Source organism: Acinetobacter sp. H1(2024), from assembly GCF_046557555.1.
Classification (GTDB): Bacteria; Pseudomonadota; Gammaproteobacteria; order Pseudomonadales; family Moraxellaceae; genus Acinetobacter; species Acinetobacter seifertii.
In genome coordinates this window covers 279656-299688 of the sequence record NZ_JBKGFO010000003.1, presented here as the reverse complement: position 1 = coordinate 299688, position 20033 = coordinate 279656, and the positions used below count along the sequence as shown (strand labels likewise).

18 protein-coding genes are annotated in these 20033 nt (G+C 38.7%); 11 read left to right on the top strand and 7 right to left on the bottom strand.

Annotated features, from left to right (window positions below; translation table 11 throughout):
• Nucleotides 1–31: 31 nt before the first annotated feature.
• Entirely contained in the window at nt 32–934 is a 903-nt protein-coding gene (gene omp33-36 / locus ACLCEG_RS11020; RefSeq protein ID WP_004704985.1) for a porin Omp33-36, read from the bottom strand.
• A 996-nt stretch (nt 935–1930) separates the two neighbouring features.
• On the opposite strand from omp33-36, the gene ACLCEG_RS11015 reads away from it, so the two are divergent.
• Nucleotides 1931–3637: a GGDEF domain-containing protein gene (locus ACLCEG_RS11015; RefSeq protein WP_077168854.1), complete on the top strand. Its 1707-nt coding sequence runs from the start codon at nt 1931–1933 to the stop codon at nt 3635–3637.
• A 73-nt stretch (nt 3638–3710) separates the two neighbouring features.
• Complete coding sequence (locus tag ACLCEG_RS11010; protein WP_410567507.1) at nt 3711–5444, top strand: KAP family P-loop domain protein; 1734 nt, start codon at nt 3711–3713, stop codon at nt 5442–5444.
• Between the two features lie 25 nt (nt 5445–5469).
• Here ACLCEG_RS11010 and uvrA read toward each other — a convergent pair whose 3' ends face one another.
• Nucleotides 5470–8301 (bottom strand): excinuclease ABC subunit UvrA, encoded by a 2832-nt coding sequence (gene uvrA, locus ACLCEG_RS11005; protein WP_410567505.1) that lies wholly within the window; start codon nt 8299–8301, stop codon nt 5470–5472.
• 297 nt (nt 8302–8598) lie between these two features.
• On the opposite strand from uvrA, the gene ACLCEG_RS11000 reads away from it, so the two are divergent.
• The 4 genes from ACLCEG_RS11000 to ACLCEG_RS10985 all read left to right on the top strand — a co-directional run bounded on the left by ACLCEG_RS11000 (nt 8599) and on the right by ACLCEG_RS10985 (nt 10995).
• Nucleotides 8599–9201, top strand: a complete 603-nt coding sequence (locus ACLCEG_RS11000; protein ID WP_410567503.1) for a TetR/AcrR family transcriptional regulator — start codon at nt 8599–8601, stop codon at nt 9199–9201.
• Nucleotides 9202–9204: 3 nt separating this feature from the next.
• Nucleotides 9205–10182, top strand: coding sequence for a zinc-binding dehydrogenase (locus ACLCEG_RS10995; RefSeq protein ID WP_174723248.1), 978 nt, complete (start codon nt 9205–9207; stop codon nt 10180–10182).
• 65 nt (nt 10183–10247) lie between these two features.
• Entirely contained in the window at nt 10248–10601 is a 354-nt protein-coding gene (locus ACLCEG_RS10990) for a DUF1304 domain-containing protein (RefSeq protein WP_000580165.1), read from the top strand.
• Between the two features lie 52 nt (nt 10602–10653).
• The gene (locus ACLCEG_RS10985) at nt 10654–10995 is read left to right on the top strand and encodes a GlpM family protein (protein ID WP_068935246.1); all 342 of its coding nucleotides are present in this window, start codon (nt 10654–10656) and stop codon (nt 10993–10995) included.
• Nucleotides 10996–11039: 44 nt separating this feature from the next.
• On the opposite strand, the gene ACLCEG_RS10980 is transcribed toward ACLCEG_RS10985, so the two are convergent.
• The 3 genes from ACLCEG_RS10980 to tenA form a co-directional block, all read right to left on the bottom strand.
• Complete coding sequence (locus tag ACLCEG_RS10980; RefSeq protein ID WP_004884868.1) at nt 11040–11846, bottom strand: SDR family NAD(P)-dependent oxidoreductase; 807 nt, start codon at nt 11844–11846, stop codon at nt 11040–11042.
• Nucleotides 11847–11949: 103 nt separating this feature from the next.
• Nucleotides 11950–12321 (bottom strand): MerR family transcriptional regulator, encoded by a 372-nt coding sequence (locus ACLCEG_RS10975; RefSeq protein WP_004704999.1) that lies wholly within the window; start codon nt 12319–12321, stop codon nt 11950–11952.
• Nucleotides 12322–12385: 64 nt separating this feature from the next.
• The gene (tenA, locus tag ACLCEG_RS10970; RefSeq protein ID WP_039255497.1) at nt 12386–13060 is read right to left on the bottom strand and encodes a thiaminase II; all 675 of its coding nucleotides are present in this window, start codon (nt 13058–13060) and stop codon (nt 12386–12388) included.
• A gap of 262 nt (nt 13061–13322) precedes the next feature.
• On the opposite strand from tenA, the gene ACLCEG_RS10965 reads away from it, so the two are divergent.
• The 3 genes from ACLCEG_RS10965 (at nt 13323) to ssb (ending at nt 16554) form a co-directional block, all read left to right on the top strand.
• The gene (locus ACLCEG_RS10965) at nt 13323–14405 is read left to right on the top strand and encodes a DUF475 domain-containing protein (protein WP_004705003.1); all 1083 of its coding nucleotides are present in this window, start codon (nt 13323–13325) and stop codon (nt 14403–14405) included.
• 146 nt (nt 14406–14551) lie between these two features.
• Entirely contained in the window at nt 14552–15916 is a 1365-nt protein-coding gene (locus tag ACLCEG_RS10960) for an MFS transporter (RefSeq protein WP_004705005.1), read from the top strand.
• Nucleotides 15917–15966: 50 nt separating this feature from the next.
• Entirely contained in the window at nt 15967–16554 is a 588-nt protein-coding gene (ssb, locus tag ACLCEG_RS10955; RefSeq protein WP_004705007.1) for a single-stranded DNA-binding protein, read from the top strand.
• A gap of 40 nt (nt 16555–16594) precedes the next feature.
• Here the strand turns inward: ssb and ACLCEG_RS10950 are convergent, their stop codons facing one another.
• A complete protein-coding gene (locus tag ACLCEG_RS10950; protein ID WP_410567501.1) occupies nt 16595–16918 on the bottom strand; it encodes an AzlD domain-containing protein in 324 nt (107 codons plus the stop codon).
• Nucleotides 16915–17610, bottom strand: a complete 696-nt coding sequence (locus tag ACLCEG_RS10945; protein WP_191107294.1) for an AzlC family ABC transporter permease — start codon at nt 17608–17610, stop codon at nt 16915–16917. Before ACLCEG_RS10945 ends, ACLCEG_RS10950 begins: the two co-directional genes overlap by 4 nt.
• A 68-nt stretch (nt 17611–17678) precedes the next feature.
• Between ACLCEG_RS10945 and ACLCEG_RS10940 the strand changes: the two genes are divergently transcribed.
• Both ACLCEG_RS10940 and ACLCEG_RS10935 read left to right on the top strand, forming a co-directional pair.
• On the top strand, nt 17679–18227 hold the full coding sequence (locus ACLCEG_RS10940; protein ID WP_240287556.1) for a helix-turn-helix domain-containing protein: 549 nt from the start codon (nt 17679–17681) through the stop codon (nt 18225–18227).
• 305 nt (nt 18228–18532) lie between these two features.
• The gene (locus tag ACLCEG_RS10935) at nt 18533–19975 is read left to right on the top strand and encodes an amino acid permease (RefSeq protein WP_100192347.1); all 1443 of its coding nucleotides are present in this window, start codon (nt 18533–18535) and stop codon (nt 19973–19975) included.
• Nucleotides 19976–20033: the final 58 nt, after the last annotated feature.

Here is a 20033-nt window from a genome sequence, read left to right as displayed (position 1 = left end):
TCCTTTTTTTGAATTCAATTTCTAAATTAAATTAGAAACGGAATTTAGCATTTAAGCCGATAGTTTGAGTATCGTTGCTTGCATTTTTAACGTCAGCTTTCATGTAAGACGCACCAACAGCTACTGCTGGAGTGATGAAGTAGTTTACGTTACCACCCCAAGCTTGGCGGAATTCACCAAGGTCGTTACCTTTGATGTTTGCTACGCCGTCGTTACCGATGAATGCAGCACCAACGCTTAACTTAGGAGTTAAGTAAAGGTCAGTTTTTAAACCGTATTGGTTTTCTTGACCGAAAGCACCAGCAGCTTCAAAACCGATTGCCATGTTAGTTCCGTCGATTGGACCTACATATTTAGCACGAGCTGTAACAGCATCTTGATCGTTTTGGATTGCAGCAGTTTGGTTAACAGCAGAGTAGATACCGTTGCTGATGATACCGAAGTTATCTAAAGCGAATTGATTAGCAACGCTTGTATAACCAACAGTCATCAAGAAGTTAGGTAACAACATTGCACCAACTTCTAATGCATAACGGTCGCCTTGGTCATCACGAGAAATCGCGTTTTTACCATCAACGTCAGTGTGGTTATAAGTAGCGCTAGCATATACAGGAAGGTAAGGAGTTGGAACGTATGCCTCACCTTTAACACCGTATGTACCTACACGGTAGTTTAAGCCGTTGTTTTGGTCATATTGTTGGTAGCTGTAACCTAAAGACACGCTAGAAGCTTGGTTCAAGAAAGCTGCTTCAGCTAAAGGACCTTTAGTGGTATCAACATTTTTTAAGTAGTATGTACCAGCAACGTCACCAGTGAAGTTTTTATCGTTTGCAGTTGTGTCAACATATTCAGATTGACCTTGAACTTCAAATTGATAAGCATGAGCACCGGTCATGGCTAATAATACAGCAGTGGCTAAACCAAGTTTTTTCATAATCATTTCCAGCGTTAACAAGAGATAAAGCTGGGGTCATTGTATTGTAACAATTTATGAAGTCAATAATAGTTGAATTGTAATGTTAAGGAAATTTGACACTTATGTTAAAAATGGTTAAATAACCATCAATCGAATTGATTTATGTCAACCAACTAAAAAAATTAGCATTAACAAGAAGCTAAACCTTAAGCTTCATATGGAATTAGCATCAAATGATTTAAAAATAATTACATTTACAATTGGAAAAAATGATTTTATTAATCGGTTTTAACGTTAACCAATGTGTCGATTTGTTTATTAAATAACCACTCAAATATTGTTCTTGTTTCAGTTTTTATAAATTTTGAGTAATGGTTAACACTATTTTGATAAGTTTATCTAAATAATCTATCTATTTTGAATTATTATATAATTGAATAAGGCAAAAAAAATACGTTTTTAAATCAAAAAAACGATTAAAAAATTAATTCTGATCAATTTAATCAACTTTACAAAATTAGAGATAAGTCACACAATTCAATTGCAAAGTTTACTACCTAACATTTTTAAAGTTAGTAAGACTTTACCAGATACGATGTGGCATCACATCAGACTTTACGAGCTCAGCTTTCCCCAAGGTTGAGCTTTTTTTTATCTATAAGAAAACATTAATATTTGTTAAAAAAATTACATGAAATTTAACGTTTTTTCTTTGTATAAAAATAAATCCAATTTAATGTTGGGTTTCTGATGTTTGGAGAGCCATTTAACAACAAAAGCAGGTTTTTATAGAATTATGAAGCTTACTGTATTTGTAAAATAGAGATTTAATATAGTCATTCCATCATTTACATATTCGATGAGATATTTTATGAAATGTAAAGATGACGCCCTTAATCATATTACCTGAGCTTTGTTGCTGAACTTCTGTTCAGTAAAGTGCTAGGATGCGCATTACTTACTTCATTCTTTAGCAGTGATTATGGTAGGACATTTACGGAGTACCAACTAGAAATGTCAGGATTACGTTCAGAACATATCAGTAATCGACTATTTTTCTTTATGTTGGTCATTATTCTGTCGTTACTGTTTATGGCTGTGCCTCTTATTGTCAGTAGCTATCAAGAATATTTAAAAACCAAACAAGCTTTGATTGAAATCAAAAGCTTAAAATTAATTGCTGAAGTTGCAAATAAAGTATCAAAAGAACGTGCACCAGCAAATAAATTAATGTCGAGTAACTCTGCTGACTTTCTAAAAAACCAAAAGAATTTAAAACAATATCGTCTTAGTGTTGATCAACAAATTGATGAAACGATTCGAGTTTTAAGAGAAGAGGGCTATTCGGATTTAGCTGATATTTTAAATACTAAATTTAAGAGTGACTTAAAGCGCGCACGTACAGTTGTAGATGATTATGTTGCTACACCCCAGCAGGCGAGAACTTCCGAAAAGCTTGATAATGCAATTTTAGCGATGTTTGGTGCTTGGGATAGCTGCCGAGATGTGTTGCAAAAGCTGATGTTGCAGTTAAAAAGTAAAGACAGCCAAATTAATAACTATTTTACTTTGATTGTTGTATTAACCGATATGCGGGATCAGGCTGGTCGCACTGCATCCAATGTTATTGCACCGATCACGTTTAAAGAAACGATTCCTAATGACAATCGGGCCCGTTCTTTGCAGACTCAACAACAGGCGCGATATTTATGGGCGCTTGTAGACACATTACAGTCTGAACAGGCCAAGACTCAAGAATATCATCGGCTTTATTCAAGAGTTAAAACTGAGTTTTTGGATAAAGGCGTGCCTATTGTTGGTCAGCTTTTAGATGAAAGCCAAAAAAAAGAGGCTTATCACTTAACAGCTAATCAACTTACCGACCATATTGTTGGTAAATTTACCACTGTTATTGATTTACAAAAGTTTCTACTTAACAAGAGTGTCTCAATTGCAGTTCAAGAGAAATACTTAGCAAAAAAGAAATTCTTTCTGACTTTACTTATTTCGAGCATATCTTTAGCGGCTGCTTTACTCACTTTAATTTATGCAAAGAGAAGAGTCTTTGAACCTCTTATTCAAGCGCGTACTTTAATTCTTGAGCTGTCTCAGAGTACAGACTATCCAGTAGATGATTTGAATTCTAAAAAGGGCGAGTTTATTTCACTGTTTGAGGCAATTGATCGTTTGCAAAAAATGCTTAAGCAAAGAGATGCATTTGAATTTCAACTTAAAAATATAGCCAATACAGATCCTTTAACTGGTGTATCTAATCGTTTGGCTCTAGCTGAATATTTAAAAATTGTTGAGAGTTATCCAAATAAATTTTCAAAAACCTGTTTGATGATTATTGATATAGATCGCTTTAAAGATGTGAATGATCAATATGGTCATATTGTGGGTGATCAAGTCATTAGCCGTATTGCAGATCAGTTAAAAGCGAATGTGCGTGCTTCAGATTTAATCGTTCGTTATGGTGGTGATGAGTTCTTAATCTTGTTAGAGCAGATACCGTTTTTAGATGCCCGTCTATTGGCAGAGAAAATTCGTATTGCGATTTCTTTGGAAGGAATTGATTTATCTGGCTCGGATGAAAAATTGCATATCTCTGTCAGTATTGGTTTTGCAATTGGAGCGACAAGCTGGATGGAGCTATTAGAAAAAGCAGATCGTTCACTTTTAAGAGCTAAAGCTCGGGGGCGAAATGTCGTAGAGGGATAATTTAAACCTTATTTTGAAAAATGAAATTATTTATGTTTTATTAGGAGGATATTGAATTGAAATATACTGAATTATGAAAGTATTAGATAAAGAAAAAAGATTAAAAGAATTATTAGAAAATAATATAAAAAATGAAAAAATTGGTACAGCAATTGCGATTACAGGATCTTGGGGAGTTGGTAAAACTTTTTTTTGGAGAAATTTTTTAGATAAGCAACTATCCGATGAACGAATTTATAAAAAAGATAATGTATTCAATCGAAAATATGCCTATGTATCACTCTTTGGATTAGAATCTTTAAGCGATCTCAAAACTCAGATTTATAGCAGTATAGAAAGTTATCACTCATCAATAGAAATTCCCAAATGGATTAAAAGCCTACCTTCAATTTTTAAAGATACTCGTATTACACAATTAGGAATCAATGCGCCTGTTAAGTTGATTGATAGCTTAATGTTTGCGCAAGTCAAAGATGCCATTATTTGCTTTGATGACTTCGAGCGAATGTCTGATAAATTAGATACTAAAGATGTTATGGGCTTGGCAAACTATCTAAAGTTAGAAAAAAATTGTCAAATTATTCTAATTTTAGATGAAGATAAAACAGATGCCGAAAATAAGAAAAAATATGGTGATTACAAAGAAAAGTTAGTTGATGAAACGATAATCTTAAATTCTGTTGAACCTTTAATTCGGGAAAATACTAAAGATATCGATGAGCAATTAGTGAATTTGATGATAGATTTCGCTGAAAAATTAGATATTCATAATTTTCGTTTTTTCCAAAAAGTGATTAAGTTATATCGAAAGTTTAGTATAGAACTAAGTGTAGATATAGCTATATCTACTAAAAAAAATATTTTGATCAGGATCCTTCAAGGTTTTTTTATTGCAGATTTTGGAGGTAAATACGGAATCAAATGGGATGACTTTACTATTAGAAATTCGGTTAAAAATTTAATAAATAAAGAATATTCTTCTAATCAAGAAATTAGTGGAAATGTAATTCTTAGTAAGCTTGAAAAGGTTTCTTATTTATTTGTAATAGATGATTTGTGGATGATTGAGTTTAAAAAATGGTTTGAACAAAGAGATATAATCAATTTTTCTGAGCTGAGTAATTTAGCTAATTCTGAGTTAATCTCTGAAAATAATAATAACAACAAAGATAAATTACATAATTTAATGAATAATTGGCGAAATTTAGAAGTTGATGAATCCTATTGTTATCAAATATTTAATTTATCTAATGAACTTGTAGGCATAGAAACTTTAGGAAACTTATATTTCTATAGTACTCTACTAAAAAAATTTGGCAGGCATGATTTATCAAGTAAATTAAATCATAAAGTTAAAGATAATATACTATCCTCTTTAGATCAAAATGTAACACGCACTATTAAGGATGCTTTTGACTTTGGCTATGATAGTAAAAATCTATTTCATCGTTATCTAAAATATTGGCAGTATTGTAATCCAGATTTAGGATTGCCAAATTTATTTGATGTTATAAGTCGCTATTTACTCAATAATGGGTGGAATCATGAGGATGGTGGTACTTTAAGAAATGCAACGAAAGCAGATTGGGAGGTTTTAATATGGGAACAAATTCCAGATGATCCTAGGTTCTCAAATATTAGTAAATTATCATTGATAATAAAGATTTTCTCACAGCAAATAGATACTGATTTAACCCCCCAAATTAAAAGTATGATTTTTGGTATATTAGAAGAGAAAGCAGCTACAGAGAATAGCTATCTTAAGAAAAATATTGAATTTTTAATATCAATCTTGCAAGAAAATTAAAGGGCTCATTCGAGCCCTTTGATATTTACTTCAACATCGGTTTCAAGAAACGACCCGTATGGGAAATCTCAACCTCAGCCACTTGCTCAGGTGTGCCTTCGGCAATGATCATACCGCCACCTGAGCCACCTTCAGGACCTAAGTCGACAACCCAGTCCGCTGTTTTAATCACATCAAGATTATGTTCAATTACGACAATGGTATTACCCTTGTTGCGTAGCTCATGCAAAATGTCGAGTAGCTTGGCAATATCATGGAAATGCAGACCTGTTGTCGGTTCATCCAAGATATATAAAGTTTTGCCCGTATCTCTTTTTGCTAACTCACGTGCGAGTTTTACACGTTGGGCTTCACCACCAGAAAGTGTAGTTGCAGCCTGACCTAAACGAATATAGCCTAAGCCCACCTGAGTTAAGGTTTCTAAGCGGCGGTGGATGACTGGAATAGCACTAAAGAATTCAGCAGCATCTTCAACCGTCATTTCTAAGACATCAGAAATGTTTTTGCCTTTATAGCCGACTTCAAGCGTTTCACGGTTATAACGTTTGCCATGACAGGCATCGCAAGGTACATACATGTCTGGTAAGAAGTGCATTGCGACCTTAATCATGCCGTCGCCTTCACAGGCTTCGCAGCGTCCACCTTTCACGTTAAACGAGAAACGGCCTGCACTATAACCACGGGCTTTCGCTTCTGGCGTTTGAGCAAATAACTCTCGGATTGGTGTAAATAACCCTGTATATGTTGCAGGGTTAGAACGTGGCGTACGTCCAATCGGGCTTTGGTCAATATCAACGACTTTATCTAGGTGTTGTAGACCATCAATTGAATCAAACTTTTCTGCTGTTAATGTGGTTGCACCATTGAGCTGTGTGGCAGCTAATGGGAGCAGAGTACGGTTGATTAGTGTTGATTTACCCGAACCTGAAACACCAGTCACACAAGTCATAATGCCAAGAGGAATGGTTAAATCGACATTTTTTAAGTTATGGCCTGCTGCACCTGAAAGTTTGATGACTTCATCTGGACGTGGCGATTCAGTACGTTTTTGGGGTACTTCAATTTTGAGTTTGCCAGATAGGTATTGTCCTGTGAGTGAGTCGGCATGTTCAGCCAATTCATCATAAGTTCCTTCAGCAATAATCACGCCTCCATGTACACCCGCACCCGGCCCGATATCAATAATATGGTCGGCTGCACGAATGGCGTCTTCATCGTGTTCAACAACTAATACCGTGTTGCCTAAATCACGTAAGCGAATCAGGGTTTGTAATAGACGATCGTTATCACGTTGATGCAAACCAATTGAGGGTTCATCGAGTACATACATAACGCCCATTAAACCTGCACCAATTTGTGAGGCTAAACGGATACGCTGTGCTTCACCACCCGATAACGTTTCGGCAGAACGAGCTAAACTTAAATAGTTAAGTCCAACACTTACCAAGAAATGTAAACGTTCACGAATCTCTTTAAAGATTTTATCGGCGATTTCACCTTTAGCACCTTCAAGGTTTAAATCTTGATAGTAACTTTCGGCATCACCAATTGACATGCGGGTAATGTCGGCAATAGTTTTGTCTTTTACACGAACATGGCGTGAAATTTCATTTAGACGTGAGCCATCACATGCATCACACGCTGCATTAGAGAGATATTGAGCTAAATCATCACGTACATAGTTACTTTCAGTTTCACGGTAACGACGTTCAAGGTGCGGCAAAATCCCTTCAAAAGGTTGCACGCGATTATGTTTACGACCACGTTCATCGATATAGCTTAAATCAATTTTTTCTTTGCCAGTGCCTTGTAAGAATTTCTTTTGAGTGTCTTTATCTAGCTGGTTCCAAGGTGTATCAAGTTGAAAACCAAAATGGTCGGCAACTTTTTGTAGCATTGAATAATAATATGGACGTTGACGATCCCATCCACGAATAGCTCCTTCACTAATTGCAAGATCAGGATTTGGAATGAGCTTTTCAGAGCTAAAATGACTGCGTGTACCTAAGCCATCACAAACAGGGCAGGCACCGAACGGATTGTTAAATGAAAACAAACGTGGCTCAAGCTCTGCGACTGCGCGATCACACTCAGGGCATGAATGCTTCGCAGAAAAAACACGATCAGGATGTTCGCCATTCATCCACGATAAAACAGCAATATCGCCACCTAAACGAAGTGCGGTTTCAAATGATTCAGCAATACGGTTGCCTAAGTCATCACGCACTTTAAAACGGTCAACCACAACTTCGATGGTGTGCTTTTTCTTTTTGTCGAGTTCTGGTGGCGTATCAATATCAATGATTTCACCATCTACGCGCGCGCGAACAAAACCTTGGCCTTGTAGTTGTTCGAACAGGTTACTGTATTCACCTTTACGTTCACGAACTACTGGGGCAAGCAACATGAGTGCTGTACCTTCCTCAAGGTTTTTTACCGCATCGACCATTTCAGAAACGGTTTGCGCAACCATCGGCAAGTCGTGTTCAGGGCAATATGGTGTACCAACACGTGCATAAAGCAAACGTAAATAGTCATAAATTTCGGTAATCGTACCCACCGTTGAACGTGGGTTATGACTAGTAGATTTTTGCTCAATGGCAATTGCTGGGGACAAACCTTCAATCGAGTCGACTTCAGGCTTTTCCATTTGCGATAAAAACTGGCGGGCATACGCCGAAAGCGATTCGACGTAACGGCGCTGTCCTTCGGCGTACAAGGTATCGAAGGCAAGAGAAGATTTTCCTGAACCTGATAGCCCCGTAATCACCACAAATTTATCGCGTGGAATATCGAGTGACACATTTTTTAAGTTATGGGTACGTGCGCCTCGAATACGGATATGACTTTGGCTCATAAAACATCTCAATTATGTATTAATGAAAATTTAGGTGTTGATTGATCAGCCGCAGGGAGGTGTGACTGGTTATAAACAACAGACCCTATATATGATAACGATTTAAAATTGTTCAAGTGCTACAAAATGATTTAAAGCGACAAATTGTGACGGTTAAACGACAATCGACAAAATTTGTTTAAATAAGCAGATTGTATTTTTAACACTCCTCGTTCTACATTTCTACTCTGAACAAAATTTTAACGCGTAACACAATTTAACTAGACGACTGGTCTATTAGTGGGGTATGGTACATGCATGAAACGATTAAACAAAAGCGAAAGCACGCGACAACACATTTTAGATACCAGCTTTGAGCTGGTATTACGCAAAGGTTTTGTCGGTGTCGGTTTGCAAGAAATTTTAAAGGTTTGTGACGTACCTAAAGGTTCGTTCTATCACTACTTTGCTTCGAAAGAGGCATTCGGTTGTGCCTTGCTAGAGCAATACATGGCTGACTATAAAGTTAGAGTAGAACAACTTTGGCAGCACAGTGAGCAAAGTGCTCATGCGCGGTTAATGGCGTTATGGAAGGCATGGATTGATGATCCGGTAAATGGTAGCTGGGCTGAAAACTGTCTGATTGTGAAACTGGCAGCAGAGGTTTCTGACTTATCAGAAGATATGCGCCAAATTCTGAATGACGGTGTGCACAAACTAACGCAACGTTTGGCTTTGCTACTCAAAGACGGGCAACAAGAAGGGTCAATTCCAAAACACATTGAGCCTTTAAAAACTGCGCAAGTTATGTATCAGTTATGGTTAGGTGCCGCTTTACTCACAAAACTGTCGCAAGACAAAGCACATTTACACCTAGCCTTAGAAACCACCCAACAACTCTTAAAACCGATAGAGGAATAAAGCATGCGAAGTATTATCCATCGTAATTTTGGCGAACCTGTAGACGTTTTAGAGCAGGCGGATATGCCAAAGCCAGAACCGAAAGCAGGCGAAGTGCGTATTAAAACCATCATGTCTCCAATTCATAATCATGATGTATGGACAGTACGCGGAAGCTATGGTTATAAGCCAACCCTACCTGCGATTGGTGGTAGTGAAGGCGTTGGTATTGTAGATGCCTTAGGTGAAGGCGTTACTCATGTACAAATAGGGCAGCGTATTGCAGTTGCGGCTGTACATGGAAGTTGGGCTGAATACTTTATTGCACCAGCTCAAGGGCTTATTCCACTCAATAATGAAATTGATGATGAAACAGCAGCGCAGCTGATTGGTATGCCAATTAGTGCGCTTATGCTTTTAGACTTTGTAAATGTTCAACCGGGTCAATGGTTGATTCAAAACACAGCAAATGGTGCAGTCGGTAAAACAGTTGCCATGATTGCTCAGGCACGTGGTTTACCAGTGATTAATCTGGTTCGTCGTACCGATGCAATTGCCGAGATGCAAGCATTAGGTATTCAACATGTTGTTGCGACTGATCAGCCGAATTGGAAAGAGCAGGTTAAGCAACTTCACGGTGACCAACCGTTGATTGCTGGTGTGGACTCGATTGGTGGCAGCGCAAGTGGTGAAATGCTGAATTTACTCAGTGAAAATAGTCTATTGGTTTCGTTTGGCAGTATGACTGGTGAAACCATGCAGATTTCATCTGGCGATTTGATTTTCAAACAAGCGACAGTAAAAGGGTTCTGGGCGAGTGTGGTCAATAAAGAAATGCCAGCAGAACGTAAAAAGGAACTGATTGTTGAGTTATTAACGTTAGCGACTCAGAAAAAATTAATTCTGCCTGTAGAAGGTGTGTTTAGTTTTGATGAGATTAAAACAGCTGCCCAAAGAGCAACGCAAGGTGCTCGACAAGGCAAAGTATTGTTAAAACCGTAAAACACTAAAAGATCAGTCGAGAGACTGATCTTTTTTCATATCTTTAAAATAAAAAGGAAAACCGTATGATCGGACAAATATTGATTGCGCTTATAGCCATATTACATGTCTATATTTTAGTGTTAGAAATGTTTTTGTGGGATAAACCCTATGGCATGAAAGCCTTTGGAAATAATGCTGAAAAAGCAAAACTCACTAAAGTCATGGCACAAAATCAAGGGCTTTATAATGGTTTTTTAGCTGCGGGTTTATTTTGGTCTTTATTGGCTGATGCGCCGTTTGCCACATCAATTGCCAACTTCTTTTTAGGTTGTGTACTCATTGCAGGTATTTATGGTGGTCTAACTGCCAGTAAAAAGATTATTTATATTCAGGCAGTTCCTGCATTGATTGCTTTAGTCGCTGTTAATTTTCTTTAAAAAGCGCACAATACAGCGTTTTGTTATGGAAATGATCAGGTAGGATCGGCACATGTGGGCGTTATTTTTAAAATGTATGTTGGGGGCTGGGGTTGTCCTCATTATTTCGATTTTATCGAAAAGTAAGGCATTTTATATTGCAGGTTTAGTCCCACTTTTTCCTACTTTTGCTTTAATTGCTCATGTGATTGTCTATCAGCAAAAAGGAGCCGAAGCATTACAAAAAACGGCTCTGTTTGGTCTATGGTCACTTATTCCTTATGCCATTTATTTAGTTGCGGTTTACATGCTGGCAACACGCGTGTCGATGTGGTCGTGTCTGGGCTTGGCAACCTTATGTTGGGTGGTCGCTGCGGCAGGTTTAATTTATGGGTGGCAGTTGTTTCAGCATTAAAAGATTAAGAGAAACCCCTTAATCTTTTAAATTGAAGTATTTTTTTATGACTGCTCAAGAACACGCGTTCTGAGCATGCCTTCAACTAAATTAATCATTTTTTTGCGGGAAAGAATTCGTGGCAATTGAGACGTTAAATAATTGCTACACCCCACTACAACCGTCGCTTTATTTTTATCTAATGCTCGAACTGTAGCAGAGACAACATCATCTACCGTAGAGCTTTTCATTCCACTGGTATCGGCATTTGCGACCTGAGTAAAATTGGTTTCGGTATTGCCTGGGCAAACAGCGATAAACTTAACACCCGAAGTGCCATATTCCCCTGCAAGTGCTTCAGTAAACTGTAAAACATAAGATTTAGTTGCGCCATAAACAGCAATATAAGGGAGAGGTTGGAAGGCACCTGTCGACGAAATATTAATCATGATGCCTTTTTTGTTCGAAAGCATATGTGGCAAAAACAGATAACATAAAGACGTTACGCTGCTGATGTTAAGTGTAATCATTTCTTGATAGGTAGAAATCGATTGATCAAGGAACTTGGTCCATTTTCCAAATCCTGCATTGTTAATTAAAATTTCTACCGATAATTTTCTTGCCTGCACTTCATTAAATAAGGTCTGAGCTGAATTGGGTTGAGCTAAATCTAAAACAATCACTTCAACATTTACGCTATATTTTTTTCTCAGTTCATCGGCTAAATCATTTAGTTTTTGTTCGGAGCGTGCCGTTAAAATCAGGTGGATTCCTAAAGATGCAATTTTTTTAGCATACGCTTTACCAATTCCTGAAGATGCTCCTGTTATTAATGCTGTTGAATTTTTAAATGTAGAAAGATGAGCGCTCATTTTATTTATCCGTAATACATGAAGTCCTTACGATAAACCTTGTCCCTAAGGGCAGAGTCAAGCGCTAAATTCAAAAGCTATTTTTAGATTTTTATGCATCATTTTAAGCAGAAATTTTACTGGTAATATAAGTTTCAATAATCTCATCTTCCAGTTGTTTTAAATCTAGTTGCAAACGATTTAATGCTTCTTTTTGTTCAATAATTTGTTGATTCTTTTTTTGAATAAGCTGCTGCGCAATTTCTACTGGAAAGCGATTATTTTTATATTTTAAAGCTGACAACTCATAAAGCTCAGAAAGGCTAAATCCTACTGCTTGTGCAAGGCGAATCATCTTAACTGATTTGACATCAATCTCTTCATAAATACGATAATTGCCTTTTCTTTTTGCGACTGGCAGTAAGCCTAATTTCTCATAATGCCGAATGGCTTTAGGTGTGGCTCCAGTTAAAGATGCTAATTCGCCGATATACATATCTGTCTCGCATTTTATTAAGAACCGATCAGCTATGAACAATCTGATCGATTCTTTTAAAGTTTTAAATATGGTCTAAACCTAACCATTGTCTTTGATGGTAAGCACTATCCCAAAATAACCACTCAAGTTTTGCACCCATTGTGTAGGCGGCATGCATTTTTTCTAGTGTGTCTGCATCACAACGTGCGGCTACTTTGTCTACAGTCGCAATCACATTACGAACAGCCGTATGGAACTCTTCGCCAGCATAGGTATCAACCCATGCCTGGTAAGGATTATTAGCAACTGATTTGCTTACAATATCTTTACCAACTTCAGCGTAAATCCAGAAACAAGGTAAAAGTGCAGCAAGTACAACAGGGTAGCTCTCTGACCAAGCCGTTGCGGTTAAAAATGAAGTGTAATGATGGCCTGCCAAGGTTAATGGTGTATTTTGAAATTCTTCTTTGCTTACGCCAAAGTTTTTCATGAAGTCATCATGCAAGCTACGTTCAACCACAATTGCAATTTTTGCGGCATCTGAGAACTGCATAATATCGTCAGCATCAAAGGCTTTGGCTGCGGCAACAGCAAGTACACGCCCATACGCCACTAAGTATTGAGCATCTTGAATAACATAATGACAAAATGCTTCTTTATCTAAAGTACCGCTAGCAAGTTCCTGATTAAAAGGCAGGTCGAGAATTTTTTGATATAAATTTAAATTACGTTGCCAGAGTTCTTGAGAAAAAAGCATAAATTCATTCCATTTAAAATAAGACAGCTGAACCAGATTTTAAATCAATTTTAAAATACAAAAATAATAATAATAGATATATCGCAAGAAAATATTTAATACGATTAACCAGTTAATTAAGAATTATAAATTTCTTTATTAAACAGAGGGATAAAGTAAAGAGAATAACGGCACAAAACAACATCGTTTTGTGATTAATTATCGATATAATAACCGCGGTTTTAAGAAAGATTAAATTTAGTTCTTGGTATAGGTCTGATCCATGAAGCATTTCCGATTTTCGATATTTTTTACGGTGGTGTGTTTAGCACTATCCGCGTATTGGGGTTTTACCCATGGGCCTGAAGCTGGTGTGTCTACCATGCTTAAAGCTTTAACCATTACCGCAATTTTAGCTGTAATGGAGGTTTCTTTATCTTTTGACAATGCTGTCGTGAATGCATCGGTTTTGCGTAATTGGGATCCGTTCTGGAAAATGATCTTTTTAACGGTGGGGATTTTAATCGCCGTTTTTGGTATGCGTTTGATTTTCCCTGTTGTGATTGTTGCAGTAACCGCAGATATGGGGGTAATTGAAGTTGCAAAACTGGCACTCAATGATCCGAAAACTTATTCTGAGCGCTTAATGGCGCACCACGCTGAAATTTCAGCTTTTGGTGGAACATTCCTGTTGTTGGTTTTCCTAAACTTCTTCTTCGATGACGGAAAAGAAACGCATTGGTTTAGATGGCTTGAATCTAAACTTACGAGTTTGGCTAGCGTACCAGCAATGTCAGTATTCCTTGCTTTAATCGCTTTAATTGTAATGGCAGGTTATGTAGATGATCATCAACGTTTAGCCGTGACCATGGCCGGTATTTGGGGCATTGTGGTTTATATTGGCGTTGAAGTATTAAGTCACTTGCTAGGTGGTGAGCCTGAAATTGATGAAAATGGTAATGCTGTATTACAAGATGGCTCGGGTGCTGCGTCTGGTGTGGTTAAAGCTGGTTTAGGCGGTTTCTTATATCTTGAAGTATTAGATGCATCATTTAGTTTTGACGGTGTGATTGGTGCATTTGCAATTACCAGCGATGTTGTTGTGATTATGCTGGGTCTTGCGATTGGTGCTATTTTTGTTCGTTCAATGACTGTTTATCTTGTTGAAAAAGGTACGCTAGATGCTTACGTGTTCTTGGAACATGGTGCACATTATGCAATTGGTGCTTTAGCATTCATTATGATTGCAAGCGGTACGGGTGTGCATGTACCTGAAGTGGTCACAGGGTTAATTGGTGTAGCGTTTATTGTGTGGGCTGTCATTGCTTCAATTCAATATACCAAGCGCGAGCAAGAGTCGCCTTAAGCTAATTTTCAGTAAAGTTCGATATTATAAAGAGGCTAAATGCCTCTTTATTTTTTTAAGCCGAAATCGTTATTTTAAATCATCTCTCCCGTATTTTTAGAAACGAATCGGCTTATAATTTGCCTAGTTTGATAACGTGTATTGATATGATGAATGCTTTGGAACGCCGCTCAACTTTTGCTTTAAGTAGTATTTTTGCGCTACGCATGTTGGGTTTGTTCATGATTATTCCTGTCTTCTCTGTAGTCGGGCAGTCATATCAATATGCGACTCCGGCACTTATTGGTTTGGCCGTAGGTGTATATGGTCTAAGTCAGGCGATTTTACAAATTCCATTTAGCTTACTCGCTGACCGTTTTAGCCGTAAACCGCTTGTTGTCTTTGGCTTATTGCTGTTTGCTATTGGTGGTGCAATTGCGGGTTTATCTGACACGATTTATGGCGTCATTATTGGCCGTGCCATAGCCGGTGCTGGTGCGGTTTCAGCAGTGGTCATGGCACTTTTAGCTGATGTGACGCGCGAAGAGCAGCGTACTAAAGCCATGGCTGCTATGGGCATGAGTATTGGTTTATCTTTTGTTGTCGCGTTTAGCCTTGGGCCTTGGCTCACAAGTCTTGTCGGTATTTCTGGTCTATTCTTTGTCACGACCATTATGGGTTTAATCGCGATTTCGATGCTATTGCTTGTACCTAAAGTGACCCGCCATCATCGTAATTATCAGCAAGGCTATATGGCGCAGCTTAAGCAAGTCATTCAAATGGGTGATTTAAACCGTTTACACGTTTCGGTTTTTGCATTGCATTTATTGCTGACAGCCATGTTTATTTATGTGCCTTCACAGCTGATCGAGTTTGCGCATATTCCTCTGGCGAGCCACGGCTTGGTGTATTTGCCACTGTTGGTGATTAGTTTATTTTTTGCATTTCCAAGCATTATCATCGCTGAAAAATATCGCAAAATGCGAGGCATTTTCTTAACGGCAATTACAGGCATTATTGTGGGGTTGCTGCTTCTCATATTTGGTTATCAGTCTAAATATGTCTTGCTCGCAGGCTTAGGTATTTTCTTTATTGCCTTTAATGTAATGGAAGCTTTATTACCATCTTGGTTATCAAAGTCAGCTCCAATCCAGTCAAAAGCTACTGCCATGGGTGTAAATGCCAGTAGCCAGTTCTTAGGTGCTTTTTTTGGCGGCACGCTAGGTGGTCAATTATTGATGTTACATAATACTGCGATTGGATGGAGTGTCTTAGCAGGGATTGCTATAATATGGCTGCTAATTAGTTTTGGTTTAGCTCAGCCGCGGTATCTGTCATCTATTGTGTTGCCATTACCGCAAGTGCAACAGGTGAATGAGTGGACCACACAGCTATTGGCAATTCGTGGTATTGAAGAAGTTGTGGTGATGCCTGACCAGCAGGTTGCTTATATTAAAGTCGATAAACAGACTCTTGATGATGCTGCACGACGTGATTTAACGCAGTTGTTTGGTAAAGAGGTAGCCATTTAAGCATAACTCTTATAAAGTAAAACATAGAAATTATAGGATGAAGACAGCTAATGCGTGGTGTAAATAAGGTTATTTTGGTTGGTACTTTGGGTCGTGATCCTGAAACAAAAACTTTTCCAAATGGGGGCTCGTTGACCCAATTTTCGATCGCGACAAGTGAATCTTGGACTGATAAAAATACAGGTGAACGTAAAGAACAAACAGAATGGCACCGTATTGTTTTGCATAACCGTTTAGGGGAAATTGCTCAGCAGTTTTTACGTAAAGGTTCTAAGGTTTACATTGAAGGTTCATTACGTACACGTCAATGGACAGATCAAAATGGCCAAGAGCGTTATACGACAGAAATCCGTGGCGACCAGATGCAAATGTTAGATGCTCGTCAACAAGGTGAACAAGGTTTCGCTGGCGGTAATGATTTTAATCAACCACGCTTTAACGCCCCTCAACAAGGTGGCGGTTATCAAAATAATAACAACCAAGGTGGCGGCTACGGTCAAAACAATGGCGGTGGTTATGGTGGCCAAGGTGGTTTTGGTAATGGTGGAAACAGCCCGCAAGGTGGTGGATTTGCTCCTAAAGCGCCGCAACAACCAGCGTCTGCACCAGCTGATTTAGACGACGATTTACCGTTCTAATCAAAGTTGCAAAAAAGGCGAGTTTATCTCGCCTTTTTTATTATTCAATTCCCAGCAAACGTAGAAGTGCCGTGCCAACAGCGGCCAAACAAATCACCAATAACAGAGGAACTTTTTTCCAAACCAAGAACAGTGCTAGTGTCACCCCAAATATACGCGCGAAACCTGCGAAATGTTGGCCTTCAAAAAATGTAGTGGTCACAGCAATCGCACAGAGCAAAACGGTTGCGCCATTTGAGAGTAAAACTTGGTATTTTTCAGAAAATGAAAACTTGGCACCTAAGTGAAAGCCAGCAAAACGAATACTGTACGTTCCAAGTGCAAGTAGAGTTATTCCTACAATAATAAGTAACTGTTGACTCATTTCTTTCTACCCCATATCAAGCCAAAAAGCGAAATCAGAATTGGAAGCCCTGAGGCTAAAAATGGTGTAGTCATCAGTGCTAAAGTTGATCCGGCAAATGCAGCTTTTCGTGTAGATTTATTCTTTAAAGCATTAAAAGTAAGTGCAATTAAAATGGCAGGGAAAATTGCATCTAAGCCAAATGTTTTCGGGTCTGGAATAGCACTTCCAATAAAATAGCCAGCCGTGACACCGAGGGGCCAAGTCAGCATAATGCATATACCACATAGCCAGTAAGCAGCCTTTTTTGTTTCAAAATCAGGCTGTGCCATACCAAACAAAACGCTCTCATCGTTCATGATATGAGCCCCGAAATATCGAGAGAATTTACCTCGGATTAGTTCATTGACCGCAATACCAAAAGGCAGATGCCTTAAATTGACGAGTAGTCCTGCAATCGCAGCCGCAATTGGGCTACCACCTACAGCCAAGAATCCAATAAAAATAAATTCAGCAGTTCCTGCAAGCACAAAGACAGATAGGCAAAGCGGAATCCAGAGTGCTAAGCCATAGCTTGCAGCGAGTGAACCTAAAGACATACCGACAACACTGGTTGCTAGACAGACAAAGAAAATCGAGCGAGTGGTGTCTTTACTAAGTTTCTTAATAAGAGCGTATGTGGACATAGTATGATATAGCGAACGATTTTCCATTATAATGAATAAGTCTGATTGTTTTGTCAAAACGAACGATCGTTTTTTTTATAGAACGGGTGCGGTGAATGTCTCAGCCAATTGAAATTATTGCCAAAGGTTTAACGCGTGAACGCCAAAGAGCAGGGCTTTCATTGGCAGAAGTTGCTCGCCGTGCAGGTGTTGCCAAATCTACACTTTCGCAGTTAGAGGCAGGGCAAGGTAACCCCAGTATTGAAACTTTATGGGCACTTTGTGTGGCGCTTAATATTCCATTTGCACGCCTGATGGAAGAACCAAGTAATCAAGTGCAAGTCATTCGCTGTGGCGATGGGCCAACAGTCAGCTCTGAGATTGCCAATTACAAAGCAATTTTGTTGGCGACTTGTCCACCGCATGCGCGCCGTGATGTATATTTATTGATTGTGGAGCCGGGTGAAGACCGTCTTTCAGAACCTCATCCAGTTGGTTCTGTGGAGCACATTATTGTGGTCGAAGGCAAAGCTTTAGTGGGTTTAATTGATGAGGCAGTTGAGCTTGGCATCGGAGACTATATTTGTTATCCAGCCGATCAAAAGCATATATTTAGAGCCTTAGAAACAGGAACAAAGGCGTTATTAATTTCTGAACAAAACTAAAGAATTTCAAGCTCATTAAAATAAAAACTAAAAATTACTTACCCTCATCCAATATAAAAAGGGCCAATTTTGCGTATAAATTTTGCAATTGGCTCTCTCTTTTATTACAAAAATGGCTCTCGTTTCTTGAGTGCCGAAACGACAAATTAAAGCCATTGGAAGTATGCATACGGAAGCGCCGGATAAGCTCAGTGAATTTTCTGTTTTAGGAATTGAGCAAAACGGCTAAATTTTTAGGGGATATTTTTTGGCTTCGGAGGATTTCCGAGTCTAGCCGATATCCTCCATATATTAAGGAAAATGATATGGCAGCTCATCAAAATGGTTCTGAAGCCAATCACTCCCAAAGTTTAAAACATGGACTTAAATCACGCCACTTAACCATGATCTCGATAGCAGGGGTTATTGGTGGCTCTCTCTTTGTTGGCTCAGGCAGTATCATCTACAACACAGGTCCTGTGGTTTTCTTAACCTATGCTTTAGGTGGACTACTCGTTTGGTTCATCATGCGTATGCTAGGCGAGATGGCCGTTTTAAACCCCGACAGTGGCTCTTTTTCAACTTATGCGGACCGCGCAATCGGCCGTTGGGCAGGTTTCTCAATTGGGTGGTTGTACTGGTGTACGCTGGCAATGCTCATGGGGTGGGAAGCTTATGTGGCAGGTAAAATTTTAAATAACTGGTTCCCGTTTATACCGATCTGGGTCTATATGACTGTCGTCATTGGTGCACTGGTTGCAGTCAATTTGCAGAACGTAAAGAACTATGGTGAATTCGAGTTCTGGTTCGCTCTCATCAAAGTCATTGCGATTGTGATCTTCTTGGTGATTGGTAGCTTAGCCATCATGCATTTGTGGCCTTGGGGTAATCCAGCTGCATCTGGTATCAGTAATCTAACCTCTCAAGGTTTTATGCCTAATGGTGGTTCATCCGTTATTACCGCCTTACTTGGGGTCATGTTTGCCTATATTGGCGCTGAAATTGTGACTGTAGCAGCGGCAGAGTCTGCAAACCCATCTAAAGAAATTCGTAAGGCTTCGAACTCAGTGGTTTGGCGAATTATTTTATTCTACGTCGGTTCAATGTTTGTGGCGGTATGTTTAATTCCTCACAACAATGAACTTTTGAAAGATTCTACTTGGGGAACCTATAGCGTTACGTTGTCTGCGCTTGGTATTCCGGGCGCGCGTCATATTGTGAATTTTGTGGTTCTAACCTCGGTATGTAGTTGCTTTAACTCAGCGCTTTATACGTGTTCACGTATGTTGTTCTCTTTATCTAAACGTGGTGATGCACCGAAAAGCTTTGGCTCTGTAAACAGTAAAAGTAGTCCGTGGGTGGGCGTGATTGTGTCATGCTTCTTCTCTGTAATTGCCGTGGTTTTAACTGCAACCAAGAGTATGGATGTGTATGACTTTTTCATGCTAACAACAGGTGCAGCAACACTATATGTGTACTTAACCATTGCTTATTCTCAGCTTCGTATGCGTAAAAAATTAGAAGCTGAAGGCGTGAAAATTGACTTTAAAATGTGGATGTTCCCTTACTTAACTTACCTGGTGATCTTTGCAATTATTGGTGCAATTCTTACCATGTTGATTGAAGGCACCTATTTTAAAGAAGTGATTTACACTACAGCTCTATTCGGCATTATTGTGTTCTTCGGTTTGCTATCTGAAAAACTGGGATGGGGGAAAGAGCGTAGAGCGACTCATTTAACTCATAGCCATGAAGAAAAGTTAGTTTAATTTTTTAAATAAAAAAGAGCCTCACTGCGAGGCTCTTTTTGTTTGTTTTGATACGAGA